The sequence below is a fragment of the Nostoc sp. genome (genome assembly GCF_036917375.1).
Lineage (GTDB): Bacteria > Cyanobacteriota > Cyanobacteriia > Cyanobacteriales > Nostocaceae > Nostoc.
Window position 1 is genome coordinate 1 of record NZ_JBALDN010000007.1, and the last position, 25,876, is coordinate 25,876.

At 43.0% G+C, this 25,876-nt stretch carries 24 protein-coding genes; 9 read left to right on the forward strand and 15 right to left on the reverse strand.

All coding sequences use genetic code 11. The features are described 5' to 3' along the window. Positions 1–95: 95 nt before the first annotated feature. Complete coding sequence (locus V7K45_RS02050; protein ID WP_334999884.1) at positions 96–356, reverse strand: type II toxin-antitoxin system Phd/YefM family antitoxin; 261 nt, start codon at positions 354–356, stop codon at positions 96–98. 169 nt (positions 357–525) lie between these two features. On the opposite strand from V7K45_RS02050, the gene V7K45_RS02055 reads away from it, so the two are divergent. After that, the gene (locus tag V7K45_RS02055; RefSeq protein ID WP_334999886.1) at positions 526–741 is read left to right on the forward strand and encodes a hypothetical protein; all 216 of its coding nucleotides are present in this window, start codon (positions 526–528) and stop codon (positions 739–741) included. 29 nt (positions 742–770) lie between these two features. Continuing rightward, positions 771–2,006 (forward strand): DUF4336 domain-containing protein, encoded by a 1,236-nt coding sequence (locus V7K45_RS02060; RefSeq protein ID WP_334999888.1) that lies wholly within the window; start codon positions 771–773, stop codon positions 2,004–2,006. A gap of 187 nt (positions 2,007–2,193) precedes the next feature. Here the strand turns inward: V7K45_RS02060 and V7K45_RS02065 are convergent, their stop codons facing one another. From V7K45_RS02065 to V7K45_RS02090, 6 genes are all read right to left on the reverse strand, one after another. Further along, positions 2,194–3,168 (reverse strand): MvdD family ATP-grasp ribosomal peptide maturase, encoded by a 975-nt coding sequence (locus tag V7K45_RS02065; protein WP_334999890.1) that lies wholly within the window; start codon positions 3,166–3,168, stop codon positions 2,194–2,196. A gap of 80 nt (positions 3,169–3,248) precedes the next feature. Then, on the reverse strand, positions 3,249–4,238 hold the full coding sequence (locus V7K45_RS02070) for an MvdC family ATP-grasp ribosomal peptide maturase (RefSeq protein WP_334999892.1): 990 nt from the start codon (positions 4,236–4,238) through the stop codon (positions 3,249–3,251). A gap of 179 nt (positions 4,239–4,417) precedes the next feature. Next, positions 4,418–4,717: a microviridin/marinostatin family tricyclic proteinase inhibitor gene (locus V7K45_RS02075; RefSeq protein ID WP_334999894.1), complete on the reverse strand. Its 300-nt coding sequence runs from the start codon at positions 4,715–4,717 to the stop codon at positions 4,418–4,420. Between the two features lie 265 nt (positions 4,718–4,982). Then, positions 4,983–6,473: a glutamine synthetase family protein gene (locus tag V7K45_RS02080; RefSeq protein ID WP_334999896.1), complete on the reverse strand. Its 1,491-nt coding sequence runs from the start codon at positions 6,471–6,473 to the stop codon at positions 4,983–4,985. Between the two features lie 9 nt (positions 6,474–6,482). Continuing rightward, positions 6,483–7,820 carry an aromatic ring-hydroxylating oxygenase subunit alpha gene (locus tag V7K45_RS02085; RefSeq protein ID WP_334999898.1) on the reverse strand — a complete coding sequence of 446 codons (1,338 nt, stop codon included), beginning with the start codon at positions 7,818–7,820 and terminating at the stop codon, positions 6,483–6,485. A 223-nt stretch (positions 7,821–8,043) separates the two neighbouring features. Continuing rightward, positions 8,044–8,640 (reverse strand): aromatic-ring-hydroxylating dioxygenase subunit beta, encoded by a 597-nt coding sequence (locus V7K45_RS02090; protein ID WP_334999900.1) that lies wholly within the window; start codon positions 8,638–8,640, stop codon positions 8,044–8,046. A gap of 326 nt (positions 8,641–8,966) precedes the next feature. On the opposite strand from V7K45_RS02090, the gene V7K45_RS02095 reads away from it, so the two are divergent. Next, positions 8,967–9,491, forward strand: a complete 525-nt coding sequence (locus V7K45_RS02095) for a GNAT family N-acetyltransferase (protein ID WP_334999902.1) — start codon at positions 8,967–8,969, stop codon at positions 9,489–9,491. 102 nt (positions 9,492–9,593) lie between these two features. On the opposite strand, the gene zwf is transcribed toward V7K45_RS02095, so the two are convergent. Further along, positions 9,594–10,973: a glucose-6-phosphate dehydrogenase gene (gene zwf / locus V7K45_RS02100; protein WP_334999904.1), complete on the reverse strand. Its 1,380-nt coding sequence runs from the start codon at positions 10,971–10,973 to the stop codon at positions 9,594–9,596. A gap of 580 nt (positions 10,974–11,553) precedes the next feature. Here zwf and V7K45_RS02105 point away from each other — a divergent pair. Beyond that, positions 11,554–13,770, forward strand: coding sequence for an AAA family ATPase (locus tag V7K45_RS02105; protein WP_334999906.1), 2,217 nt, complete (start codon positions 11,554–11,556; stop codon positions 13,768–13,770). A gap of 170 nt (positions 13,771–13,940) precedes the next feature. Here the strand turns inward: V7K45_RS02105 and V7K45_RS02110 are convergent, their stop codons facing one another. Together V7K45_RS02110 and V7K45_RS02115 are read right to left on the reverse strand one after the other, a co-directional pair. Next, positions 13,941–14,942 carry a phosphonate dehydrogenase gene (locus V7K45_RS02110; protein ID WP_334999908.1) on the reverse strand — a complete coding sequence of 334 codons (1,002 nt, stop codon included), beginning with the start codon at positions 14,940–14,942 and terminating at the stop codon, positions 13,941–13,943. A 10-nt stretch (positions 14,943–14,952) separates the two neighbouring features. After that, positions 14,953–15,108: a hypothetical protein gene (locus V7K45_RS02115; RefSeq protein ID WP_442941947.1), complete on the reverse strand. Its 156-nt coding sequence runs from the start codon at positions 15,106–15,108 to the stop codon at positions 14,953–14,955. A 330-nt stretch (positions 15,109–15,438) separates the two neighbouring features. On the opposite strand from V7K45_RS02115, the gene cutA reads away from it, so the two are divergent. From cutA to mtnB, 4 genes are all read left to right on the forward strand, one after another. Further along, positions 15,439–15,747, forward strand: coding sequence for a divalent-cation tolerance protein CutA (gene cutA, locus V7K45_RS02120; RefSeq protein WP_334999910.1), 309 nt, complete (start codon positions 15,439–15,441; stop codon positions 15,745–15,747). 158 nt (positions 15,748–15,905) lie between these two features. Continuing rightward, entirely contained in the window at positions 15,906–16,460 is a 555-nt protein-coding gene (locus V7K45_RS02125; protein ID WP_334999912.1) for a 1,2-dihydroxy-3-keto-5-methylthiopentene dioxygenase, read from the forward strand. A 141-nt stretch (positions 16,461–16,601) separates the two neighbouring features. Then, positions 16,602–17,231, forward strand: coding sequence for an HAD-IB family phosphatase (locus V7K45_RS02130; protein ID WP_334999914.1), 630 nt, complete (start codon positions 16,602–16,604; stop codon positions 17,229–17,231). Next, on the forward strand, positions 17,222–17,857 hold the full coding sequence (gene mtnB, locus V7K45_RS02135) for a methylthioribulose 1-phosphate dehydratase (RefSeq protein ID WP_334999916.1): 636 nt from the start codon (positions 17,222–17,224) through the stop codon (positions 17,855–17,857). Before V7K45_RS02130 ends, mtnB begins: the two co-directional genes overlap by 10 nt. A 4-nt stretch (positions 17,858–17,861) precedes the next feature. On the opposite strand, the gene V7K45_RS02140 is transcribed toward mtnB, so the two are convergent. The 4 genes from V7K45_RS02140 to V7K45_RS02155 form a co-directional block, all read right to left on the reverse strand. Then, positions 17,862–19,067: a glutathione S-transferase family protein gene (locus V7K45_RS02140; protein WP_334999918.1), complete on the reverse strand. Its 1,206-nt coding sequence runs from the start codon at positions 19,065–19,067 to the stop codon at positions 17,862–17,864. Between the two features lie 377 nt (positions 19,068–19,444). Then, entirely contained in the window at positions 19,445–19,849 is a 405-nt protein-coding gene (locus V7K45_RS02145) for a DUF4112 domain-containing protein (protein ID WP_334999920.1), read from the reverse strand. Positions 19,850–20,017: 168 nt separating this feature from the next. Continuing rightward, positions 20,018–20,179 (reverse strand): hypothetical protein, encoded by a 162-nt coding sequence (locus tag V7K45_RS02150; RefSeq protein ID WP_334999922.1) that lies wholly within the window; start codon positions 20,177–20,179, stop codon positions 20,018–20,020. A 46-nt stretch (positions 20,180–20,225) separates the two neighbouring features. Continuing rightward, positions 20,226–24,416 carry an nSTAND1 domain-containing NTPase gene (locus V7K45_RS02155; RefSeq protein ID WP_334999924.1) on the reverse strand — a complete coding sequence of 1,397 codons (4,191 nt, stop codon included), beginning with the start codon at positions 24,414–24,416 and terminating at the stop codon, positions 20,226–20,228. A gap of 67 nt (positions 24,417–24,483) precedes the next feature. Between V7K45_RS02155 and V7K45_RS02160 the strand changes: the two genes are divergently transcribed. Further along, complete coding sequence (locus tag V7K45_RS02160; RefSeq protein ID WP_322668253.1) at positions 24,484–24,861, forward strand: CU044_2847 family protein; 378 nt, start codon at positions 24,484–24,486, stop codon at positions 24,859–24,861. A gap of 367 nt (positions 24,862–25,228) precedes the next feature. Here V7K45_RS02160 and V7K45_RS02165 read toward each other — a convergent pair whose 3' ends face one another. Beyond that, the gene (locus V7K45_RS02165; RefSeq protein ID WP_334897143.1) at positions 25,229–25,702 is read right to left on the reverse strand and encodes a hypothetical protein; all 474 of its coding nucleotides are present in this window, start codon (positions 25,700–25,702) and stop codon (positions 25,229–25,231) included. Positions 25,703–25,876 lie beyond the last annotated feature (174 nt).

The window sequence follows — 25,876 nt, forward strand, 5'->3', positions numbered from 1 at the left end:
CAATAAGAAATCTTTGAGATGCACCACACGCTCATTTTCATTCTTGGACAATGCTTAATTTACACGACTTTCAGCCTTAACTGAACCGTATTGAACTATAGCGTTCGCTCATCTCCACGCTTGGCACTCATTGCGTCTAACGTAGTAAAACCATCATTTTCACTAACTGCACGGCGAAGCGCCTCTGAATCAATAGCGTCTTCTATAGCTTCAAGCAATTTCAAATCATCAAGACTGATAATCGCTACAGCAGGTTTACCATGACGCTCAATCACAATACGCTCACGCTTATACTCAGCACGACTAATAAGCTCTTGAAAATTTGCACGAGCTTCTGTTGCACTTATACGAGTCATAGTGCTTTACAAAATTAATAAATGACAGTAAAAATGTAAATTTTGTACAATTTGCTAAAAATCTACAAAATTTACGTTCTGTACTAATATTATTACACCACAATTGAAAAAAGAATGATTTTTTACCTTTTTACAAAATGACTCTTTACAAGAGAAGTAGAAGTCGGAATTGACTGCTACATCTAGTAACTTAGTTGCAAAGTCTAATCTACTTACAAAAGCTCAACTTTACCGCGATCGCACTCTCAACAAGGGCCTCGATCGCGGTAAACTTTCGGTAAAAAATTCTTTTTACCGACAAGTTTTGTATAGGGATTTTAGCCAGTTGCCCTCGCCCGACAAGCGTGCTATATCAATTCTTATAGCCACTACAGCACTCTCATAACTGGCCCTTGCCAGGACAATGGAACGACGATGAATTCACAAGGATCTAAGTCGAAGGTTGAACTACAAGATCGAGAGATGTCTCCTTTGAACAACCCCAAGGATTGGTCATGGCCATTCTGGGCTGCTGTCCCACTTTACCCCTACGGCAGGCGGCGGACACTTCGTCAGGAAATAGTTCAGGACACTATCTGGACATTCGATCAGCTTCACGGCATTCTCTACACCATCGTGCCGATTCGTATGACTATCGTCAAGCTCGCTGCCGGAGGACTTCTGGTCTATGCACCCGTTGCTCCCACAACTGAGTGTGTTCGCTTGGTTAATGAGTTGGTAGCAAAGCACGGTGAAGTTAAGTACATCATACTGCCAACCAGTTCTGGTCTGGAGCATAAAGTCTTCGTTGGCCCCTTTGCTCGTCGCTTTCCTCAAGCACAAGTCTTTGTTGCCCCGCACCAGTGGAGTTTTCCGTTCAACCTGCCGCTTAGTTGGCTAGGCTTTCCCCAAAAACGAACTCAAGAACTCCCAGAGGACTCAAGCCTTGCTCCCTTTGCTCTGGAGTTTGACTATGCAATATTGGACATCGACTTGGGACGAGGTTCTTTTGCAGAAGTTGCATTGTTTCACAAGCGATCGCACACTCTGCTTGTAACTGATTCTATCCTTTCTGTGCCATTTGACCCACCAGAAATCCTCCAATTAGATCCTTATCCTTTACTGTTTCATGCCAGGGACAATGCCTGGGAGATAATCGAGGACAATGAAGACAACCGCCGCAAGGGATGGCAACGCATTTCACTGTTTGCGCTTTACTTCCGTCCAAGTGCCTTAGAAGTTGCTTCAATCGGACAGATGTTTCGTGATGCTCTCAAAGCACCACAGCGATCGCTAAAAACGTACTTTGGTTTATTTCCTTTTCGCTGGCAAGAAAACTGGAAGCAAGCATTCGACGCTCTACGAGGTCAGGGACGACCATTTGTCGCACCGATTTTGCAAATCCTGATTTTTCCTCAAGCACCAAGACAAGTCCTCAACTGGGCTGATACAGTTGCAAGTTGGGATTTTCAGCAGATTATTTCCTGTCACTTTGAATCGCTAATTAAAGCAAATCCGCGTCAATTTCGCCAAGCATTTGCTTTTCTGGAAAAAAATCTTTCTTCTAGCGAAAGTCAGCTTTTATTGGAGGAAGACTTAAAATTCATTCAGGAACTTGAAGCGGGTCTAGTTAAACGCGGTATTGCAACGCCAGCTAAAGAGAAATTGTAATCAACTAGCTGAATTATCGCTCTTCTATTACTCTCGTTAAATAAAAATTCATAACCCTTGATTGTTAAGGCTTTGATAAATTTACGAGTAGGTTGGGTTGAGGAACGAAACCCAACACGAAAAATCTTTGGTTTTGTTGGGTTTCACTAAAGTTCAACCCAACCTACATTTTTTTCTTTCATCAGAGTCACAAAAGAGCGTTATTTAAAACCTCAGCGATCGCCTGAGAAATCGGTAAGCCAGGACAGCGTTCCAGCCAGAAGAACTCGCCAACTGGGTTAACTTCAAGGAATACATGACGACCATCAGGAGTCAAAATAATATCAAGCGCCCCATAGTTTAAACCAAATTCTGCCATGAGTTTGAGCAATTTCTCTTCGACATCTTCGGGCAAAGTGTATGATTCCCAAGCGTCGAGTAAGGCGATTCCCTGTTTGCGCCAGTCGTAACGTGCCTTATCTAAAGCTTGAGAATCAACCGCAGCCGTTAGCACGCGCTTACCTACAATTATTGTCCGCAATTCCAATGCCTTGGGAATCTTCTCCTGAAATGTCATTGGGCAGAAACGTAAGCCATCAAGGTTGTCTAGATCCTCTGATGAAATTGGATTTGTAAACACAACTTTTTCTCGCCCTCGTTCATCATAAATAGCAAAAGAAGAGAGCATTTTGGTAATCATTCCCTGCTGACACTCTTGGGCAAATTGCTTCACTGCTATGGGATTATTTGTAGTCAGAGTGCGAGGCGTATCTAGACCGATATCTCTTGCTATTTCTAATTGCAGTTGCTTATTTTCGGCTCGGCGAATATTTGGCAGAGGGTCAAGATGAAACCCCCTGATACTAGCAATCATTCCCTCAATGCTGACGCGAGATTCTTTCAGTGAGGCTTCTCTAAGTTGCCTATCCATCGAGTTGGGAATTTTTGACCCAATTGCAATGCGCCGATACCAAACTGCTGATACTTCATTTAAATCTAATGTCTGATCATCGACACTCAGAATCACTCGCTTAGTACGACCATAGTAAATATCTAACTGCATTTCTGTGGGAAATCGGTCTGTGTCAAAACGAAATGCTTTCTTTCCTTGGGCTTCAATTGCCTGAATAACTAGAGGAATACTTTCGTTATCTTGGCTGTGAGTAATGATTAAAACAGTCATTTACAAATAGGGAGAATGAAGTACGCTACAGATAAATATAGGGGTTATCAGTTGGTTGGGAATTTTTAAGTAAGAGCATTTTACTTCGGGCTTGTTGAAAGTAGTGCAGATGCGATCGCTAGAGCAATTGGATAGTCTAAATCTCTCTCCAGCATTCCCCACTCTCCTGTCGGATTAATTTCTAAAAAAACATATTCTCCTGATGGCGTTTTAATCAAATCAAATGCTCCAAAAATCAGTCCAAACTTAGCCATAAAGGCATCTAAACAACGGATTAATTTATTAGGTAATTGCTCTGGTTGCCAGGTAATAATCTTATTTGTCTCACGTCGCCAATCCTGGGTAGATGCTGCATACTCAGACGCATCTAGCGCCCCGACAAAGAGATTGCCATTCACATACACTGCTCGTAGTTCTTGCTGTTTAGGAATTTGTTCTTGAAACATAACTGGACAATAGCGCAGTGTTTCAGCATCAAGTAAGTCTTCTTCTTTAACGACGCTGGTATACATGAAAAAAGAGGAGGCTTGCATCCCAGAAGAAAGAGGTCTGAGCAGCTTGACAATCATTTTTCCCTTAACTTGGTGGAAAAATTCTCGTGCTTCTTGAGGATTGTTGGTGACGAGAGTCCGAGGTATGACAAGACCTACTTCCGATGCAATCCGCAGTTGGCGTAACTTGTTTTCAGCTGCACTTATCCGGCGTAAATCATCCACCCACTTAGCATCTCTCAGGCTGTCCCAAAAGCCATCTAAGACTGCGAGCGATTCATTAGAACAGACTGCTTGAAATTGTGGAGCCAATTCTTTACCGAGATCGGGTTGCCAAATACGCCGCATCCATACTGCTTGCACTTGCTCGGTGTTGAGGGAGCGATCGCTATATTGCAGTGTATGATTGCTACCAGAGTTACTTAAATTAGCCTGGAGTTGGAGTGCGATCGGAAACTTATCAGTATCAAGACGAAATGGCTGTGCGCCTAGTTTTGATACTGCTTCTGCAACTCTATCTATTGTAAAGTAATCACCACTATGGGTGATTAATAAAACTACATCACGATCGAGGTGCATAAAATATTTTTATTAGTTTTTGCATTTTCACTATTGTTAACTGTTGAGAAAGCAAAATTTTAAACAAGTGAACTTAATTTTAATGAGAAGCCAACCCCTAAATGAAGTTGGCACTAACTGTATTTTTATACTGACAATAGTTTTAAAACCGCATCTTTGGTGTAATCACAAGTATGCAGCTATACAGGTTTACACGGTGAACTGTCATCATCGCCATCTGAAGGATACTTCTGAGTAACAGCGTCATCACTATCAGAAGGATACTTCTTAGTTACTGCGCCATCTTCTTGATCGGATGGAAACTTCAGAGTTGTTACTACAATTTCATCCTTATTCTTGTTTGTGGCATTATTACATTTACCACCGATAATCGCTTTTGAGTCTTCATCAGAAAGGTCTTCAAGGCTTTGCCCTTCCAAGAATCGAGCAAAGAATGGTACTGCTTGTGAATTCAACTTTTCTGGTTTGTTTTCAGACACAATCTTTCTCCTATAAAAACTGAACTTAAATATCTCCTGTATTGTATGACATATTACATACTAATACTTTGCCAAAATAAGAGTTTATACATCAACTCAACCTCGGAAATTGGCGAGGTTTGACTTACCAAAATAAGTATTAATTTATTATTTAACAAATATTTACTTTTGTGTAATTATGCTTGTATAAAGTCAAAAATATAATAATTTTTCTTACAGTAAGTATGGACGGAGCGCAATTGTGAAACAGTACTAGCTATTCACTTCAAAATAATTCAAAATATTCTCTTTGCTCCCAGTTAGTCACCTGCTTTAAATAGTCTTCTGGTAGCCGATCGCCGACGGACTGCAAAAAGCGATTAATTTCACTCTGTTTCATCTTAATGATGAAATTAATGAACTGCTGCCCCATTTTTTGAGAAAAAAGTTCGCTTTGGCTCAAATATGAAATCGCCTCTGGCAAACTTTTGGGTAAGGTGGGACTTTCTGTAGCGTAAGGTTCATCTGTTGGGGAGCCAGGGTCAAGTTTACGATCTACACCATCTAGCCCAGAAATCAATTGCGATGCCATATACAGATAAGGATTGGCTGCTGGTTCTCCAACTCGGTTTTCAATGTGGGTAGTGGGGTCATCATAACCGCCTTGTAATCTAATCATTGCCCCTCGGTTTTCCAATCCCCATCCGGCACGGTCAGGTGCTAGAGAATAAGGCCTAAATCTTTTGTAGCCGTTAATTGTCGGGGTTGTGAACACAGAAGCGGGATTGGCGTGTTTCAGAAGACCACCAACGAAATGTTTACCTAAATCTGACATTAGGGTTTTAGAGTTTGCAGACATGAAAGCGTTCTCGCCTGTGGTTCGGTCTACAAGGGATTGGTGCAAATGCCAGCCATTGGAAGAAGAACCTTGCAATCCTGGACGACACATAAATGATGCGATGTAACCTTGTTGACGGCAGATTTGCTTGGTCGCCATTCGGAATATCATCATTGTATCCGCAGCTTGTGATGCCGGAATCGGGTCAAAGGTAAATTCAAATTGACCCGCACCTCCTTCGTTTTCTACACTTCTTAAAGGCAATCCCATTTCAACTAAGTTTTCTGCCAGAATACGCAGCAAGTCGTGAATTTCTGGATTGTGCGATTCTAAAAGGTATTGGAAACTATGCTCTACAGCGCTAACTTTGGCAGGTTCACCAGGTTTTCCAGAAGTACCAACATTAGCGATCGCTAACATCGGATCTTCTAACTTTGCCAGATACCACTCAACCTCTAAACCGACAATATGCTCCAATCCTCTTTGATGTAACTCTACCAATGATTGGCGCAAAATACCGCGACTGGAAAAGGGCATTACCTGACCATTTTGAAAGTACTCGTCACAGAGAATAAAGCCAGTACGTTTTGCCCAAGGCAGAATTTTGAAGGTATCAGGGTCAGGAACAGCCACAAGATTTGGCGCACCTGTCATCAAAGGCATATCTAAACTACCGCCAGGAACAAACGGGTTAAATACTATTGCACCACCAGTATCAAACAGGAATGTCCCTGTGCTGATTTGCATACCGTTTTCTAAGGCGCTGAAAAATGTCTGGGGTAAGAGCGATTTGCTGCGAACAATCCCATGCTGGTCTGACCAAGCGGTACGAATCAACAATAGATCCCGTTCTTTGACAACAGCCTCGATCTTTTCAGATGCTTCTTTTTGGATTGCTGTCCACAGGTGATGACGCTCAATAAATCCAGGTCTTTTCATTTGGATTGCCTAATCATGTTCAACTGCTTGTGCGGTGAGTTTGAAATCAGCCTTCATGAGGCGTTTCCATTCTTGGTGATAACCGCGAATTGCTAACTCATCTGTTACAGGCCCGGTGATGACACCATCAACATCAACATGATGGCGATCGCTAATGCCAAAACCGCGATTCATTGCCACCCACTCGATTTCTGGAATACTTAACCCGCGCTGACATTCAGCAAAGTTGATCGTATCGTCAGGAATGCCAAAACTGGGAAAATCTTCCTGAGTTCTCATTCGCAAAACATTTACTTCATCTGGTACTTCAGCGATGGTGGTAGCATATATTGTCAGTTGAGTGCGATCGACAGCTAGCGGTTCAATCACTTCGATTTGATTGCCAAAAACTAGCAGATTGGGAAAAATAGTTAAATTCATCTGCGAACCAATGGACAAATCTAACCAATAATCTGCCCGATCGCCCCACTTTTCTCGAATCTCGGCTTCATAAGCTTCTCGTCCTGGCTGGGGTCGTTGTTGTTGCCAGAAAGCACCAGCTCGTTTTTCGTAACTGGGGCGCTGATCGATGAACATGTGCCCATGACCAAGGTACTGCACATACATCGGCCCTTCATCAGGATTGTGGGCAAAATATTGCATGTCTTTTTCGGTTTCTAAGCGATTGGCCACAGCCAGCAGAGAACGGTGTGAAAAGGGGACATGATAACCATCAGCGGCATTATCGTAGGTAAACTTCCAGTTACCTTGATAAATCATTTTATGTGCGCTACTTTGTACGGTGATTTGAGCGTTGGGAAAACGGTCAATCCACTGATCCAATAAATCTTTGGCTCGTCCGAGATAGGTGATTAAATCTGGTGCTTCAGAATTCAAAGTCCCAAAGATAAAACCACGATAGCTTTCTACCCAAGGAATTTGTCCCAGGTTAAATTCTGGACGATGGAAGTCAGGAGCATAACCCTTTGCCCAAGGAACTCCTGTGAGTTTGCCTGTGTTGCTATAAGTCCAGCCATGATAAGGACAAGTAAAAGTTTTCGCACAACCACGAGTTTCACGGCAAACTGTCGATCCTCTATGGGTACAGCGATTGAACAAAGCGCGAATTTTATCTTGGCGATCGCGCAGGATAATAATTGGACGATGCCCCAGATTAGATGTCTTAAAATCGTTGGGGTTGGGTATTTCGCTTTCATGAGCAAGGTAAACCCAGGTTCCGCCAAAAATCCGAATCATTTCCTCCTGGAAAATTCTCACATCCGTATAAACACAACGGTGGACTCGTTCTGGCTGAATTAGATAATCCCAGTCATAGTCTTGTTTGAATTCGCTGTTTCCATGTAGCATGGTTAGCTTTTCTCAAAAGAAATTTGACAAATAGACCTGTATGATATTGCTAACTTTAAGCTAATACGTCTCTAAATTAGACATTTTTTTGTTACAGCAGTTTTCATGTATTTGAGTCGTCAGGACACAAGGTCTTGCGCCCCTACCCCGCCGGATTTCTCACAAGTTAGCGATCGCCTACGAGGGGCAAGTACGTCATCGCAATTCTTAACAATCGCTCTAATCAAAGTAAGAAACTCAAGTTTTCATGACCTCGATCTGCATCAATTAAATTCACCTGCTTGAGAGCTATTTTCCATTTGCCATACTGCTGGTGCAACCTGTGTAAGTACCAACCAGCAAAGGTTTGCGTCCGTCCTTGGCGAAATTCGTGAATGAGAAAGTTGGAACGAATTTTGACTTCTTCTTCCTTTGCACACGAAAATATTTCAATATTACTAATTATTCGGCTAGTACGCGATCGCGGTGTTTGAGCATAAGCAAAACCACACTGCAACCAAAAGACCTTATCTTCTAAGCGTCTGTGGTCATCGAAAGCAATGGATACTTCTTTTCTAGGGTCTCCACCACCTGGAATAGTAGGAATCCAATAAAGGCATTTGTTAGTAAATAACCCCAACCAATCATCAAATTTACCATCATCCAGTAACCGTGCTTCCAGAAACAGCAATGCTTTGCACTCTAACTCAATTGATTGATTAACTGCTTTTCCTTCATTTTCCCACTCTGGAAGTCTTTTAATTAATTCATAATAAAATTCCCGATCCACGTAATAGGAATCTTGTGAACTTTTGGGATTTTCTTTATTATATGAATTCATGTCAGTGTGTACGTTGTTGACAAAGCCAGAGATTGCATCATCGCCGTGCCCGTATCGATGATGTCCCCGTTCTTATTGTAGATATCGACCGGGTTGTATCCTTGGTTGGTTTCTATACAGCACTTCCGGCAGCTATGATTGAAAAGGGCAAGAAGAAAAACTGTACTGTATTGCATAATAGCTGTCAGCGCTTTAACCCAAGTTTTTCTAGTCCTCTTCTAGAGGACTTTCACCATTAGACAGGGAATTCTATTCCCTGGCGGCCTGTATTACATAATAGCTGGAAGTGCTGTATCAGTGATTGTGTAGTTGCCAGCACCAGTTTTATGGAGAGTTTGGAAAAAGCAAGTTTAGAGTCTAAAAGACTGATTTTGCAAACGATTTCGTTGAAACATACAGAAGATGTATTTCGAGAATTTACAAGCGAAATTACCATCTTTATGTATCCGAAACCAGCCCAAAGTCTCAGTCAAACCGAAAAGATAATTAGAGAGATGATTCTACAACGAGAAAATCACACTGACCTAGTGTTGGTAATTCTCAAAAAGGATAGTTTAGAGTTTTTAGGAATTTGCGAGGTTGGTGCTATTGATACTCAGACACCGGAGTTAGGAATTTGGCTCAAGAAATCCGCTCATGGTCATGGTTTTGGTAGAGAGGCAATTGATGCACTAAAAGACTGGGTGGATAAAAATTTGGAATACAATTATCTTTCCTACCCTGTTGATAAAAGAAATATCCCCAGCCAGAAAATTGCAGAAAGTCTTGAGGGTAAAGTATTTCGGGAGTTTCAACAGATTAACAAGAGTGGCGATATTTTGGATGAGGTTGAATACAGAATTTATAAATAAACGGCATCTCCTGCCAAATGCGCAAAAAATACTTTTTAAATGATTAAAATTATCGCATTTCGCCAAATTCCTTGATATCGCCCAGACTTAGAGTAATCTATACTACTCTCTAGATAAGGGATTGTACCACTGATCCTTTGGCAAGAGCAGTTTATCTGACTCAGGTGGCCCCCATGTATTTGGTTCATACTTATGAACAGGTGTGACGTTATCGAGAATTGGCTGGACAATCCGCCATTCCTCTTCTACGGTATCTTCGCGTACAAATAAGGTGGGATCGCCCCGCATAGCATCACCCAAAAGACGCTCATAGGGTTCCATCTCGTCGCCACCTCCATAGAAGGCCAGGAGTTCAACCGCAGAGCCGATCATATCTTCTCCAGGGATTTTAGTGCGAGCGCCCAATCCCACAATTACCTCTGGATCTAGTAAAAAACGAACATAATTAGCGTTTTCTTTTCCTCCCTCCTGGAACACATCTAAAGGCGGACACTTGAGCTTGACCATCACCTCAGTAGTTTTAACAGGCAATTTCTTTCCAGCCCGGATGTAGATGGGAACTCCTGACCACCGCCACGTATTAATAAATAACCGCACGGCAACAAATGTTTCTACTTGAGAGTCAGGCGAAACGCCTTCTTCGTTGCGGTAATCAGAAAATTGACCCCGAATAATATCATCGGGTTGCAGTGAAGGTATAGCTTTGAGAATACGCTCTTTTTCATCCCGGATGGAATCGGTAGCCGTACTAGCGGGAGCATCCATGCACACTGAAGCCAATACTTGCAGCATGTGGTTTTCCACCACATCCCGAATTGCACCAGTCTCCTCATAGAAGCGCCCCCTTCCTTGAATGCCAAAGTCCTCTGCCATCACAATCTGGATACTTTCAACATAATTGCGATTCCAGATAGGTTCGAGAAGAGAGTTGGCAAACCGAAAATAGAGTAAATTCAGCAGTGGTTCTTTGCCCAGGTAATGGTCGATGCGATAGATGGATGATTCGGGAAAAACTGATGCCAGAATTTGATTTAACTCACGTGCTGATTTCAAATCCCGTCCAAATGGTTTTTCAATTACCACCCGCGCATTTTTAGCACACCCTGATTCGCCCAATCCTGACACTACTTGTGCAAACAGGCTGGGTGGAATTGCCAAATAGTACAAGGGATGAGTGGCATCACCAAGGGCTTGACGTAATTTTTCGTAAGTTTCTGGTTTGTTATAGTCACCAGCAACGTATTGGAGTAGTCCAGAAAGTTTCTCAAATGCGGCTCGATCTATACCACCATGATGTTCTAGGCTATCACGGGCCCTTTCTCTAAGTTGATCCGTCGTCCAAGGTCGTCCGGCAACCCCAATCACTGGGACATTAAGATTACCCCGTCGTACCATTGCCTGAAGGCTGGGGAAGATTTTCTTGTAGGCCAAGTCACCTGTTGCCCCAAAAAATACCAGTGCGTCTGAATCAGGAGTTCCCATGACTAACCTCTTTAGGAATTAGCTTTTTTATGATGCCCGCCAAACTGATAACGTATGGCTGACAAAAATTTGTTGTCAAAGTCTGCTTCGCCGCGTAAAGCGGACAAAGAGCGCTGCACTTAACACCGCATCAATTGCTGCGATCGCACTCCAGCGACCTTCGCCAGAATTCTCTTGCTTGTATTGAAGTCTGACTGATGGATAAATGACAGGGGTTTAAGACCCTCACTACGAAAGTTGTAACTTTTGAATCGTGGCTTCTGGATTTTTTTCAATTGGTATCAGAATTATACTCAGGGATTTCCGAAAAATAAATCATACCAATTTGGGATTTTAGATGAAAAATCCTTGCAACTCTCAGATATGCATAGAATGTATACTCAAAAACCTGAAGAATAAATAAAATTCCGGTGGATAGAAGAGACAGCCAATAGAGTATGCGACATTACGATGAGAAATTTCTCAGAAAAGACAATTGATTTGATTTGGGCGATCGAAGAATTTCTAGAGCAAATGTTGTCAGAATTAATCAGATAGTAATTGATTTTTCTTAAAAATCAGAGTTGGCAGTAATTAAATAATGGATTTATTTGACCAGCATCTTGCAAAAATAACTGAAGAAGAAGCACCCCTAGCGGCTCGGATGCGTCCAAGAACACTTGATGAATTTGTTGGACAAGATCATATTATCGGACAAGGAAGGCTACTGCGGCGTGCTATTAGCTTGGATCAACTGTCTTCCTTAATCTTTTCTGGACCACCAGGAACTGGCAAGACTACTTTAGCCCGTGTTATTGCCAACACTACCCGCGCTCACTTCATCGCTATCAATGCTGTACTTTCGGGAGTCAAAGAAATTCGAGCGGCAATTGAAATAGCCCAACAACAGCGCAAGTTCCATAACCAACGAACTATTCTTTTTGTCGATGAAGTCCATCGTTTTAATAAGTCTCAGCAAGATGCTCTATTGCCTTGGGTAGAGAATGGTACAATCATTCTCATTGGTGCTACCACCGAAAATCCTTTTTTTGAAGTCAATAAAGCACTTGTCAGCCGTTCGCGGATTTTTCAACTTCAACAATTAGGTGACAAAGATTTATACAAAATTGTTGAGCAAACACTAGCTGATTCGGAACGCGGTTATGGCAACTTAACAGTACAAATTGACGCAGATGCTTTAGATCATTTAGTTAATGTTGCTAACGGTGATGCTCGTTCATTATTAAATGCTTTGCAACTGGCTGTAGAGACTACACCTCCCGATGGTACAGGTGTTATTCATATTCCCCTAGCAGTTGCAGAAGAATCAATTCAGCAGCGTGCTGTTTTATACGACAAAGAAGGGGACGCCCATTTTGATACCATCAGTGCTTTTATCAAGAGCTTACGAGGTTCTGACCCAGATGCAGCACTCTACTGGCTGGCTAAAATGGTTTATGCAGGTGAAGACCCCCGTTTTATCTTCCGTCGGATGTTAATTCTGGCCAGCGAAGATGTCGGATTAGCCGATCCACAAGCAGTTGTTGTCACCAATGCCTGTGCCGAAGCATTCGATCGCGTGGGAATGCCGGAAGGACGTTATCATTTGGCGCAGGCTGTACTTTATTTAGCGACTGCACCAAAATCCAATAGCCTTATGGGCTTTTTTGATGCTTTAGCCGCAGTAGAAAATGAAAATGTTGCAGAAGTTCCCACTCATCTTAAAGATGCCAATCGGGATAAAAAAGGTTTTGGACATGGAGCAGGTTATCTCTATCCTCACGCTTATCGAGATCATTGGGTAGCACAGCAATATTTACCCTCTAGCTTGCAAGGTCAATTGTTTTACCAACCATCAACCCAAGGTTATGAACACCAAATCGCTACACAAGTGGCACGTCGTCGGGAAGCTCAACTTGCTGCAATAGTAGAAGGTATTGGTGTTGCACCAATGGAAATCATGACTTATGGAACTGTTGACCGCGCAGATGAACGCTGGTTGCAACGCACACTTTCTCAGGTAAGTACACAATTAGCATCTGTGCGCGATCGCATTTTCACTTTCGCTCAATTACAACGTCATCATTTAGTATTAGATTTAAATGCCGCTACTGGTTTACTTACTTGGGAAGCAATCCGACAAGTTCCAGAAGGTGGGGTTTATGCCTGTGTTCGCGATCGCTCTGATGCCAATGCTTTAATTGAACAAGCTGCGGCACTTCCTGAAACAATGCGACCAATAGTTTTTACTGCATCTGTTGCACAGATACCTGCTATGCTGGCATCTCTTGCACCAAATGTACAGTTTGACTCTATTATCGGGCGCAATATACTAGCCTCAGAATCAGATAAGGGACTTGCTGCTCAAATTTTAGGTCAATTGCTCCCGCACTCAGTCAAACTTATTTTAGCTGAGACAGTACCTCGTCATACCCAAAGATTTTACCGCTTACTGCCCAGCCAAAATCTCGACGCCCAATTGTATGAGCGATTAGTTTTAGCGGAAGAAGCTATTTATACAGATACTTCTGACCCCATGCTTAACTGGGATGCTGACGATTTGCGTCAGGCTTTTGCTTCAAATAGACACTACGTACAAGTGGTTCTTGAACAGTATTTGACACCAATGCACATCTCTGACAATTTTCTCAAGCGTTTATTTACTGCTAATGTTAATCGACCAAGTTATGCCGATCGTCTGGCGGCAAATTTGACAACTGAGGAAATACACACTATTAAAAATTTGTTTATTCGTTACTTACTCAACCAAACCGTTAATTGGTCAAGCAGTGTGGCATTTTTAAATATTAGCGGATGAACATTTTCTGGCTATCAAATCACAGTTGTTGGTAGCCGCAAGTGAATTGCTTCTCTTCTCTACGAGAGGCTACGCTTAGGGCGTAGCTATGCCGCAGGCTTTACGAGACGCTCCGCAAACATTCCGCTTTGCGCAATGACATTGTGTAATTAATTCTGTCTGACTACTTATTAATTATTTTCTATTGGACAATTGATTGCTCCTTGAGGAGAATGACCTTGTAAGGCTTGTAAAATATTTTGAGATGCTTCTATAGCAATGTCATATCGTAAATCATCCACCGCAGATCCTAAATGGGGAGTAAAAAAAGTTTGGTCTTGTTTCTCTAGCAGAGATGGAGGAATTTTCGACGGGCGATCGCTACGGGCCCAATCTTCTAGTTCAAATACATCAGCGGCATAACCTGCTAAATGTCCAGAGGCTAAAGCATCGCTCACCGCTTGTTCATCAACTACTGAGCCACGACACGGATTGATTAAGAAACTCCCTGGTTTCATCCGTGCTAAAGATGTCTCATTTATCAAATGAAAGGTTTCTGGTTGCAGAGGAACCATTAGCACAACAAAATCACTGGTTGCCAATAGCGTATCTAGAGAAACCCGTGACAAGCACCAAGCTGCGGCTTTTTCCTTGGGTAAAGGCATCGCATCGGTGTAAATCAAGTTCATTTCAAAACTAGAAAGCCGTTGAGCCAGAGCTTGCCCCAGGCTCCCCATACCAACAATTCCCAATGTTCGGTTTGCTAATCCCATACCGTATAGATGCGGTCGCCAACCGGCAAACGTACCTTGACGAATCAAGCGATCGCCTGGCAACATCTGACAGGCTAACCCGATAATCAATCCAATCGTCAACTCAGCTGTTGGCACAGCCAATAAGCTAGGTACGATTGTGAACCAAATACCTTGACGAGTACAGGCATCAACATCAAAGTTATCGTAACCTTTCAATGCTCCGGCGATAATCTTCAATTTTGGACAAGCTTTCAGAAACGCCTCATCGATTCGATCTGGCATAAAAACCATCAAAGCTTCTGCATTCTGCGCCAACTTGAGAATTTCTTCACGCGGTAAAGTCTCTCTAGTTGGATTTGCAATTACCTCACAATACTGACTTAAGTTTGTAATAATTTCAGGGTGAACCCAGTGGGTAATTACAACTTTAGGTTTCATCAGCAACCTCCTAGACTAAACGTTTCCTAAGATAACTACTAAAACTATCAACCAGAATGACCATAAGCAAAATAACTAACAGCACTGCTGAAACTTCCCAGTCATCGATCGGGCGAAGTGCGCCAATTAGCTCAAATCCCATACCACCAGCCCCAACTGCTCCCATAATCGTGGAGGCACGAAAGAGTCAATATACTTCTTGGCATTTGTCGGAAAAAGGGGAAGGTGGTGTTCCCTCTGGGGATAAGGGGCGGGGGAAAAGGTTCTGCAAAAGTCCCTTCCCCTTTAACCTTTACCCTTTTCCCCCTCTTGCAAAAAGCACTTTTGCAAGAGGTCTAATATACTGGCATAACGAGATAAAATAAGTTTACTTTTGTAGAGAAGTGGACATCTGTGGAAGCTCTGGAGACTCATTTATCCCATTTACAAGCAACAGTAGCCAAGCTAGAGGGATTAGGGCGTATTTTCTCACTCTAATTGTAAGTCGGAAAATTTTATGAAACTCTACTATGTAACTTTAAACAATACAGATGAAGCACGTCAAATTGGTCGAGCATTACTGGAATGTAAGTTAGCAGTTTGTGTTAATTGGTTCCCAATTACTTGTGCTTATAGTTGGCAAGGAGAAATTACTGAAGAACCAGAAGTTGTTTTAATCATCAAAACGCAAGATGGTTATGCTTTAGAAATTGAAAAACTTATTCAAGAGCATATTACTTATACTAATTTCATCGCCGAAATTTCTCCGACAGCAGTTAATCAGGGTTTTGCCAATTGGTTGAATGCAGAAGTTTCACCGCGCTAACAATATAAATTACCTAATACCATTTCTCCCTCTGCTCCCGTTCGACTACGCTCACGGCAAGTCGGCTCTTCTGCTTACACAGCGATAGGATATTTTTTTAGTTGGAAGTCCCTTATACCTCAAAAGCCTTATTCTAACTATTTTACTGGAGGTCAAAAATGGCAGTTCTCAAACTAGAAAATGGAACTCTCTACACCGATTTAATTCACATTGCTCAGGAATTAGCGCCCCTGAATATTCAAATTAATCGTCAGACGGTAGGAGATAACCCCAGACTCCAACATTTGTTGGCACAGGATAGTCTCAACGAAGATGAAAAAGAACAAGTACTCAAAGCAATAGATAGTTACTTTGAACAACTACAACAGACAGCCGGCTATAAATCTCGTGATTTGGTTGTCCTTCATCAAGGGATTCCTAACCTTGATGAGTCAATGGCAAAGTTTGACCAAATTCATACCCATGCAGATCATGAAGTCCGCTACATCATTGATGGAGAAGCGATTTTTGGCTTTGTACGTTCTGATGGTAGTCAAGTAGAACTGACAGTACAACCAGAAGAATATATCAACATCCCAGCCGGAACCGAACATTGGTTTTATCTTACCCCAGCAAAGCGAGTGAAAGCAGTACGCTATTTCATCACTACAGAAGGTTGGATACCCCAATATACAGGCAGAGAAATTCGCACCCGCCAACCCCTAGTCAGTTGAGAAGGCAGAAGGCAGAAAGTAATCCCCATAAATAAATTTAGGGGCTTTAAACCCGCTTTACAGAGGGCAAAATATATTTTCTGCCTTCTGCCTTTCTTTGCTCAATTCTAAATTATCAAACATTACGAATTACAAATCAGTATGAAGCGGATTGTTTTTTGTGACTTTGATGGCACTATTACAGTTGACGAAACTTTTGTCGCGGTTCTGAAAAAGTTTGCACCAGTACTTTCTGCAAAACTACTGCCTGAAATGTATGCAAAAAGGCTGACACTGCGAGAGGGAGTCAAGGAAATTCTGCAATCAATTCCATCTGCAAGTTATCCAGAAATTCTGGAATTTACTAAACCTCAATTGATACGTCCTGGGTTTATAGAGTTATTGGATTTTCTGGAGTTTCAGGGAGTTTCATTAATAGTAATTTCTGGGGGACTACGGGGAATGGTAGAGGTTGTTTTAGATAAGATATTGCATAGAATAGAGAAAATTTATGCTGTAGATGTCGATATTAGCAGTGCTTATTTAAAAGTAAATTCTGAATACGAAGGAGATACAGAACTGATCGCTAAGGTGCAAGTTATGGATCGGTACTCAGCCGATGAAAAGATCGCTATTGGTGACTCCATTACCGACTTAAATATGGGATTGCAAGCTTCTGTTGTCTTTGCACGCTCTCCCTTAGCAGAATATTTAGATGAACACCAAAAACCCTATATTCCTTGGAATGATTTTTTCCAAATCCGCGATTATTTAGCCAAATCATGGAGTTAAACCCAACATTACCAGATCCTCGTTTGCAACTAATTGCCACTGCTCGGTATTTTTACCAACAAGGTTGGATGGTAGGAACTGCCGGCAACCTCTCGGCTCGATTAGCTGATGGCAGTTTTTGGATTACAGCTAGTGGTAAATCTAAGGGTGAGTTATTACTCAACGATTTTGTTCTGATTGCTCCAGATGGCAAAATAGAAGGATCAGCCACCCAGGTGATACCTTCAGCTGAAACAGCTATTCATCAACTAGTTTACCGCCTGTTTCCACAATCACTTGCTTGTTATCATATACATTCTATTGAGAGCAATTTGGTTTCTCGTTTGGTTGAAGGTGATAGTTTACTTTTACCACCCCTAGAAATGCTCAAAGGTTTGGGAGTTTGGCAAGAAAACCCCTGTTGTATGATGCCAATTTTTGCTAATCATCTCCAAGTTGCCCTGATTGTTGGTGATATTGAACAACGCTTTGCCGTCACTCCACCGCAAATATCCGCATTACTAATTCGGGATCATGGTTTGACAGTTTGGGCTTGTTCTCTTGAAGCTGCTCGTAATTATATTGAGTTATTAGACTACATTTTTCGCTACATGGTTGCCGCCGTTCGCTTAGGCATAAATATCTGAAATCCTACTTGATGGCAAAGTTAGACGGGTCTTGATCTCGTCGATGCTTAGTGGGAATGGGGGCTGGCTGCCCATCACCTGCAAGGGCTGCGGTTTTCTCCAGGGATTCCCTCAATCGCTTGGCTGCGTAGATAGACATATCTCGTGGTACATTAATGCGATCGCGCAAATATCGGAGAGCGACATCAGATCCCGATGGAGGTACACAGTCTTCCCCTGTCATCATGTGTGTTAAAGCACAACGTAACGCTTGATCGAACAATTTATCATCTAAGGGGTTGACTCGGATAATATTGATCCGGTGGTCGATAGTTCGTTTAAGAGCTTCCATGCGTGAGTTTTCCGGCTCTGGATAAGTAACATCTGGTAGCCCGAACCAGGGGCCGTTATCCACCCGCGCTTTATTGAGAAGCATCTGGGTTTCGCCGTTTTCCCAACAGCCTCCCATCTGAGGCGGTAAATCATGCGCGTGGGTATGAAAGTCACTCTGGGTACCGCAGTAGGTCGGTCGGCTTTCCATTGCCGCAAACCATGCACTCAAACGAGGGTTTTCCTCCCGCAGTGAGTAGCCTTTGTAGTAGTAAAGGCTCGCATTCATCCGTTCGAGATATGGCGTAAAAATGACATCGACGATGCCGAAGCTATCGAGAAAATAAGGGCTTGGGGTGGAACCTAGAGCTTCCTCTACCCTAGCCACCACTGCGATAAATTGTTCTCGGTTGCGTTGTTCTTGTTGAGAGGAACCGGCTTTAGAACACAGCCAAACGCACCAGGCTCTAAATAAAAGTCGTTCTAATTGACGTAGAGGAAGCACCGTGCGGTCTTCCATCCCTTGGTTCAATGGAGCAAATACCTTTTCCAAAGCGATCAAAATGTCATCGCTTTCCTTAATAATCCGTCCATCTAGTTCGATCGCGGGGAGCATTCCTGATGGTACCTTACGTTTGTACCAACTTTCTTTCTCCCCATAGCAGAACATTGTCACTTTTTCGATGCGGTAGGGGATCTGTTTTTCCTCTAGCCATAACCAAACTTTTTGACAGTAAGGACACCAAGCGTGGTTATCGCGGTACAGCGTTACCCGCACATCAGATTCCGGCTGACCAAACAAGCGCAACCTGGCTCTAGCATTGGTGAGACCATTAACGGTATCTATTTGATAGTCCGTGAGGGTTTCTAGTTCTTCCCAGCTTAAGGGTGCGGTAGTCATAGGGGGAGTTGCGTAGGGCAATACTTAGGACAATTCTATACTCTACAATATTTTCAATTACACCAAGGCTTAATTTAACCGATAGGTTCGCCCATCAATTCTTTCCATTTCTCTTTTAAGAAAAAGTTGAAGTGACGATACCACGTTCAAAGGTTCTGGCAATTTGGCATAACTTATCTCTGAATTGCCGTTTAAATGAGATATCAACAGAACAGACGCAAATCGCCAGTTGTTGACCCAACGCTGTAGACGAACTCAACAGACCACCCACAGCGCTCGGTCATCGCTTCTCTACAACTGGCTATTAATGTACTAGAAAATACATAGTAAATGTGCAATGGCAATGCCTGCGGCCGTAAACTACGTTCTTTTCCTACTTAAATTTTGCTGAATTTTTGAGAGGAAAGTTCATCAGACACTTTTTTTAGGTCTGGTTCAACTACTGTCAAATGTTGCTCCAAAATTGCCAAATTCCGAATGTTGGACTTATAGAAAGCATCAAACAAATCACCCACTAAAGGCACAGTACCAACGACTGTTTCCAAACCTACATTAAAAATCATTTTGGCTAAGTCTTGACGCGGGATGCCAAACCGAGTAGCTAAAAATATAATGTAAGCTGAAAACGCTGTACTGATTAAATCACCAGCACCTGGAACTAGACCAATGATTGGGTCTATGCCAATGCGAAAACCTGTCAAAGGGATACGTATTGATGTATCCATCAGACGGCTGAGTTTGCGGATGCGATTTAGAGTAGCAAGGCGTTTGGCAGCGTCCATAATTGACCATATTTACACTACTTTTAAATTGCACTATTTTTAGTTTTTTGTCTTGTACCGTTAGAAATAACAAGTATGAATAAAAATCCTGAATACTGCCTAAAAAAGCATTATAACTAATTAACCAGATATGATATAAGACGTTTTCTCGATAAGTTTGCATACTCTCTAATATCTCTGCCGCCCAGTCATCTTTACCCCGCGTACCAATGCATAGATATATTGCAAATCTAGGAAGGTGAGGGCGTGTTCGTGTATTCGTAGGTGCAGGTAAGCAGAAAGTTCCTGCCAGCGCAAACCGACACTTACTGCTTTGATAGCCGTTTGCAATTGAATCGAGTACAGACCTTCTTAGAGGCACGGCAATGCCGTGTTTTTACCCGCTGACTTTACTCCAAACATATTTTTGGCAGACTTCGCAAGCAGCTTTTGCTTCCTCGGTTTGCGGATTGGTGAAGATGGGATGGTAACGCAACCTGTCACAACAGACTTGCAACCATCCACGCCAACCACCCCGCCACAACCGCACCGTGCCGTCTTTACCACCACTGACAATCGTCTGCCCATCGCCGCTGATGGCGACAGAATAGACAGAACCTTCATGACCACGCAAAGGTTCAGCTAAGGACTGACCTTGCAGGTTCCACAATCTCACTGTGCTGTCTTTACCAACACTGACAATCGTCTGCCCATCGCCGCTGATGGCGACAGAATAGACATAACGTTCATGACCACGCAAAGGTTCAGCTAAGGACTGACCTTGCAGGTTCCACAACCTCACTGTGCTGTCACTACCACCACTGACAATTGTCTGCCCATCGCTGCTGATAGCGACAGAATAGACATAACGTTCATGACCACGCAAAGGTTCAGCTAAGGGAAGACCTTGCAGGTTCCACAACCGCACTGTGTTGTCACTACCGCCACTGACAATCGTCTGCCCATCGCCGCTGATTTCCACAGAATGAATAGAACCTTCATGACCACGCAAAGGTTCAACTAAGGACTGACCTTTGCGGTTCCACAACCTCACTGTGCCGTCACGACCGCCACTGACAATCGTCTGCCCGTTGCCGCTGATAGCGACAGAATGGATAGAACCTTCATGACCACGCAAAGGTTCAGCTAAGGACTGACCTTGCAAATTCCATAACTGCACTGTGCCGTCACGCCCGCCACTGACAATCGTCTGCCCATCGCTGCTAATGGCCACAGAATTGACAATACCCTGATGATCGCGCAAAGGTTCAGCTAAGGGAAGACCTTGGCGGTTCCGCAACCGCACTGTGCCGTCACGACCGCCACTGATAATCGTCTGCCCATCGCTGCTGATGGTCACAGAAGTAACCCAACCCTCATGATTACGGAATGATTCGGCTAAGGGAAGACCTTGCAGGTTCCACAACTGCACTATACCGTCACGACCACCACTGACAATCGTCTGCCCATCGCTGCTGATGGCTACAGAACTGACATCATCTTCATGACCACGCAAAGGTTCAGCTAAGGGAAGACCTTGGCGGTTCCACAATCTCACTGTGCCGTCACGACCGCCACTGACAATTGTCTGCCCATCGCCGCTGATGGCTACAGAAGTGACAAAATTGCTATGACCACGCAATGGTTCAGCTAAGGACTGACCTTGGCGGTTCCACAACCGCACTGTACCGTCACGACCGCCACTGACAATTGTCTGCCCATTGCTACTAATGGCGACAGAATAGACAACACGTTCATGATCGCCTAATGGTTCAGGTAAGGACTGACCTTGGTGGTTCCACAACCGTACTGTGCCGTCACGACCGCCACTGACAATCGTCTGCCCATCGCCGCTGATGGCTACAGAAGTGACAACACGTTCATGACCACACAATGGTTCAGGTAAGGACTGACCTTGGCGGTTCCACAATCGTACTGTCCTGTCTTCACCACCACTGACAATCGTCTGCCCATCGTCACTTATGGCCACAGAAGTGACAACATTGCTATGACCATGCAAAGGTTCAGCTAAGGGAAGACCTTGCAGGTTCCACAACCTTACTGTACCGTCACTACCGCCACTGACAATCGTCTGCCCATCGCTGCTGATGGCCACAGAACTGACATCACCTATATGACCAAGCAAAGGTTCAGCTAAAGACTGACCTTGGCGGTTCCACAACCGCACTGTGCCGTCACGACCGCCACTGACAATCGTCTGCCCATTGCTACTAATGGCGACAGACCTGACATAATACTCATGACCATGAAAGGGAATGGAGACTATTGCTTTATTTGTCACTTTATTCAAGCTGTTCTGAACTGGTGCAAGAATCTGCTGAGGTAGTTTATCCAGATTCTCACCCATAGCTTGAATTGCCAAAACTAGACTATCTAGGGGTTGGAAAGGCAATAAATTCTCTACCCCCGTAACTTTCTCTCGTAATCGTGTTTCAGTGAGGGCTTTTTCTAATGTGGCAATCTGATGCTGTTCATAAGCATCACTGCATTGATAAAAATTCTTTGCTTGAGGTGATGATAAAAACTCTAGCTTTTCCCAATTTTCGCGCACCTCTGCCAGCAATCCTCCCTGCATTAAGTATTGTATATTCTCGCCTCTGTTCACCCACTCGCGTAAAGCATCTCCTAACCTCTCACTCAACCGTCGCAAATCTCGGTCTTGTTGTCGCCATTGGGCAAACCTCTGCCAACCTTCAATTAAGGCTTCATGGGCTAAATCAATCCACGCTTTTCCTTGTTCATCTTTCCCAGCTACCAGCAAACGTCCTTTCACCAATCCTTCATCTAGCAATTCGCTTAATGCTTGCTGCTGTTCTTGGTCATTACCAGCAATGGTTAACAGTTCAGTTTTTGGTTGGCGCTGTCGTGTATCCTTTTCTTCTTCTCCCGTTCGCACTAATCGCAAGAAAATTTGCTCAATCCAGTCCTTCTCCTGTTCATTTCGTTCTTGAGTCGGGCAATCCTGCTGATAATCTTCGTAAAGATAAACATTTTCTGCATGAAAATTTAGCGCCCCTGTCAATCCTTGGAAGTTTTCATACTGTTCTAAGGTGAGTTGATGCTTTTGTTGGTCGCGTTTTTCCCAGAGTCTAGTTAAAGCAAACTCCATTAACGGCAAATATCCCGGTTCTTTACCAACATCTTCTAAAATTTTCAGTAATAGTCCTTCTTCAACACTATGACCTTGAAGTTTAGCTGGTTCGGTTATTGTCTCTTTTAAATCAACTCCAGTTATACGCGGCATCAAAACAAGCTGATTTTCAATCAATTTATTTAAAGACGGATAATCTGAACATGGTTCGAGAAAATCCGATCGTATGGTAATCACAACTTTCAACCGCGAATCGGTCATCTCTACTACCTGAGTCAGCAATTCAATAAATCTCTGCTTTTGTTCAGCAACAGAGACAGTAAATAATTCCTCAAACTGGTCTACTACCAATAAAAATTTGTCTGCACCTGTGAGATGCTTCAGAATTACAGGTAAAGGATTCGGTTCATTAGTAATCAACTGCCAAAGCAATCTTTCTTTTTTCGCCCCTGGAAAAAATACTTTTAGAACTGCTCTTAATTCCTGCAAAGGGTGAAATCCTGGTTTGATTGGCGGTAAAATTTGCCAGACTCTATCATCTAATTCTGGAATTAAACCCGCCTGAACCACAGAAGATTTACCACTCCCGGAAGCGCCAATAATCGGGACAAAGGGCTTTTGTGACAGTTTTCCCAGAATCTTCCTTACAACCTGCTTGCGCCCAAAGAAAAACTGTTTTTGTTCCGCTTCAAAGGCTTTTAAACCTTGGTAAGGACATTCTTCCTTTACCTCAAAGGTTTGAGCTTGTGTTTGAATGTTGTGGTTAATTAGAGTAATGGAACGCCCCCAACCCATGCGGATTGGTTCTTGTCCACTACCTTTGAGTTCTGTAGCAAGTATATCGAAGAGGCGATCGCCTGTCACCTGTCCGCGATCGTTAGTGTTCTCTGGTGACAAACCAGCCAGCAAAGCTGTTGTAAAAATACTGTGTTGTTCGCTTTTTTTGGCATAAGCTTGTTGAAAACCTCTGCAAGCAGCAATAAAGTAGTAATCGCGCTGTGAAATAAAGGCAGTCAAAGTTTTCTCGATGAGATTGCGTTCTAAAAATTCACCGCTATGACAGCAATCTAACAGCACTACTAGACTACTCAAGTCAGAGTCTCTAATTAAATTGTTGAGGCTTAAAAGACTAATCCCGCCTGTTTGTTCAATAATTTGCTTGCCTTGAGTGACAATTGTCAAGTCAGAAGTTGCTAGATACGCTTGTTGTGTTCCTAAGCTGTCAAAGACGGTGATGCCATGCCCTGTAAAGTAAATTAGGGCTTCGTTTTTAACTGCTTGTTGTTGCAAAAGTGTTTTTAAAGCTTCAGCCAACTTAGTTGTACTAACTTTCCCTTTGAGAACAACGATATCTTCAAAATCACCATGCGTTTTTAGTACCTGCGCGAGTGCTTCGGCATCCGTAGCTGGTTTTGTGAGATTGGAAAGCTGATTTGTATAATCTGTAATGCCAACAACAAGGGCGTAACGAGCCATCTATACGTATTTAAATTGTCTGTTACAGAATAAGATAACTTAAATACACCTAAACTCTGAGGGCTTGATGTCGAACATAGAACGTTTAGTCTTTGAAGAAGACGGGGAAATCTATACAATTCTGTTCGAGTCAAAGGAAACGCCAAATATACCAGAAGTTGTCACACCGGAGGTTGATGAGGAGAAAGAATCCTACGGCTTTCGGGAAGAGGCATTTGTCAAGATTGAGGAAGTTCACCATCAAATTCGAGCTTATACGAAATATGCCATTGGCGCTTTTAAAAATTTAGGTGCTGCTGAAGTCGAAGAGGTGACTCTGAAGTTTGGCTTAAAGATAGGCGGGAAAACTGGTATCCCCTTCGTGACTGAAGGTTCGGCGGAGAGTAATTTTGAAATTGAGGTGAAGTGTAAGTTTCCTGAAAATAAGCAAAATTCCAGCACTTAAGGTTTTGCTTTGCCAAGGATAAGCTTTATACCTTCAACTCTGCTATGAATTATGAAAGCGGTGTTTCCTGCGGGTTACGCCTACACCTTTCACTTACCATAATTCAGCCTTGAATCTCGGATGTTGCTGTTCAAAGCACGAAGTTCCGAGTTAAAAGGGAGAGCAATTGCCCTCCACTTACCATCATTCACCTTTGGATCTCGGACGTTGCTGTTCATAGCTTCAAATTTCGTGTTCTTATCTCAAACTTCCATGTTCTGAGGTTAAAACTTCGAGTTCAGAACTCGGAACGCCGAGCAATTTACTCCAACATCCGAGTTCTGAGCCTCAACATTGCAGCTTAGAAGTGCAATTGCCGAGCTATTTTCTACAACGCTGCGGCTTGAGGCTTGGATTTCCGAGATTTACGGGCGAACCTTTGCCCCATTTCCTCAACTACTCCATCTAAACCCGCGCCTTGTCCACTAGCTTTGGCATAGTTATACACCTGCAACGCGGCTGCATAAGCTTCACTACCCACTGCTATAGATGTATCATCCAGCAATTCTTGTAATTGTGACAAAGACAGCAATACTGGATACAAAGCTTCAAATAATTGTACGTCTTTTCGCATCTCATTAAGGTCAAACGATCGCGGCAAAAACTCTGGGTTCTGTGTCGCTACCTCCAATGCTTTGCTAACAAAGGCGCGGCTTTTATCTCCCATCTTGGGTAAAGCTTTCCGCTCCTCGTTACTTAAATCAATCAAAAATGGTAGTTTCTCTTTAATTGTAGCGATCGCTTGTAACACAGCATCTCTATCTGATTGCGCTAGGGTTGCACTAATTGAGGTTGTGGACATAGAAACTAGTCTCCAGTATGTTGCTTAATCTTAGAGTGCCCACATATACCAGTTAAATTTCAATAACACCAATAAAAATTCCAAAGACAAAAGGTGAGCTTTGTCAAAGTGCGGGTTACGCCTAAGGCTTTAGCTCACCATAATTTATACTAATTTGAAAAAGGAATGCGACAA

Excerpts from the sequence above, each read along its gene's own strand:
- V7K45_RS02165 (WP_334897143.1), bottom strand. The coding sequence starts at position 25,702 with ATGTCCACAACCTCAATTAGTGCAACCCTAGCGCAATCAGATAGAGAT.
- V7K45_RS02115 (WP_442941947.1), bottom strand. The coding sequence starts at position 15,108 with ATGGGAGCAGTTGGGGCTGGTGGTATGGGATTTGAGCTAATTGGCGCA.
- V7K45_RS02065 (WP_334999890.1), bottom strand. The coding sequence starts at position 3,168 with ATGACTGTTTTAATCATTACTCACAGCCAAGATAACGAAAGTATTCCT.
- V7K45_RS02050 (WP_334999884.1), bottom strand. The coding sequence starts at position 356 with ATGACTCGTATAAGTGCAACAGAAGCTCGTGCAAATTTTCAAGAGCTT.
- V7K45_RS02095 (WP_334999902.1), top strand. The coding sequence starts at position 8,967 with ATGGAGAGTTTGGAAAAAGCAAGTTTAGAGTCTAAAAGACTGATTTTG.
- V7K45_RS02155 (WP_334999924.1), bottom strand. The coding sequence starts at position 24,416 with ATGGCTCGTTACGCCCTTGTTGTTGGCATTACAGATTATACAAATCAG.
- zwf (WP_334999904.1), bottom strand. The coding sequence starts at position 10,973 with ATGGGAACTCCTGATTCAGACGCACTGGTATTTTTTGGGGCAACAGGT.
- V7K45_RS02090 (WP_334999900.1), bottom strand. The coding sequence starts at position 8,640 with ATGAATTCATATAATAAAGAAAATCCCAAAAGTTCACAAGATTCCTAT.
- V7K45_RS02160 (WP_322668253.1), top strand. The coding sequence starts at position 24,484 with ATGTCGAACATAGAACGTTTAGTCTTTGAAGAAGACGGGGAAATCTAT.
- V7K45_RS02105 (WP_334999906.1), top strand. The coding sequence starts at position 11,554 with ATGGATTTATTTGACCAGCATCTTGCAAAAATAACTGAAGAAGAAGCA.
- V7K45_RS02080 (WP_334999896.1), bottom strand. The coding sequence starts at position 6,473 with ATGAAAAGACCTGGATTTATTGAGCGTCATCACCTGTGGACAGCAATC.
- V7K45_RS02125 (WP_334999912.1), top strand. The coding sequence starts at position 15,906 with ATGGCAGTTCTCAAACTAGAAAATGGAACTCTCTACACCGATTTAATT.
- V7K45_RS02085 (WP_334999898.1), bottom strand. The coding sequence starts at position 7,820 with ATGCTACATGGAAACAGCGAATTCAAACAAGACTATGACTGGGATTAT.
- V7K45_RS02070 (WP_334999892.1), bottom strand. The coding sequence starts at position 4,238 with ATGCACCTCGATCGTGATGTAGTTTTATTAATCACCCATAGTGGTGAT.
- cutA (WP_334999910.1), top strand. The coding sequence starts at position 15,439 with ATGAAACTCTACTATGTAACTTTAAACAATACAGATGAAGCACGTCAA.
- V7K45_RS02060 (WP_334999888.1), top strand. The coding sequence starts at position 771 with ATGAATTCACAAGGATCTAAGTCGAAGGTTGAACTACAAGATCGAGAG.
- V7K45_RS02110 (WP_334999908.1), bottom strand. The coding sequence starts at position 14,942 with ATGAAACCTAAAGTTGTAATTACCCACTGGGTTCACCCTGAAATTATT.
- V7K45_RS02145 (WP_334999920.1), bottom strand. The coding sequence starts at position 19,849 with ATGGACGCTGCCAAACGCCTTGCTACTCTAAATCGCATCCGCAAACTC.
- mtnB (WP_334999916.1), top strand. The coding sequence starts at position 17,222 with ATGGAGTTAAACCCAACATTACCAGATCCTCGTTTGCAACTAATTGCC.
- V7K45_RS02140 (WP_334999918.1), bottom strand. The coding sequence starts at position 19,067 with ATGACTACCGCACCCTTAAGCTGGGAAGAACTAGAAACCCTCACGGAC.
- V7K45_RS02130 (WP_334999914.1), top strand. The coding sequence starts at position 16,602 with ATGAAGCGGATTGTTTTTTGTGACTTTGATGGCACTATTACAGTTGAC.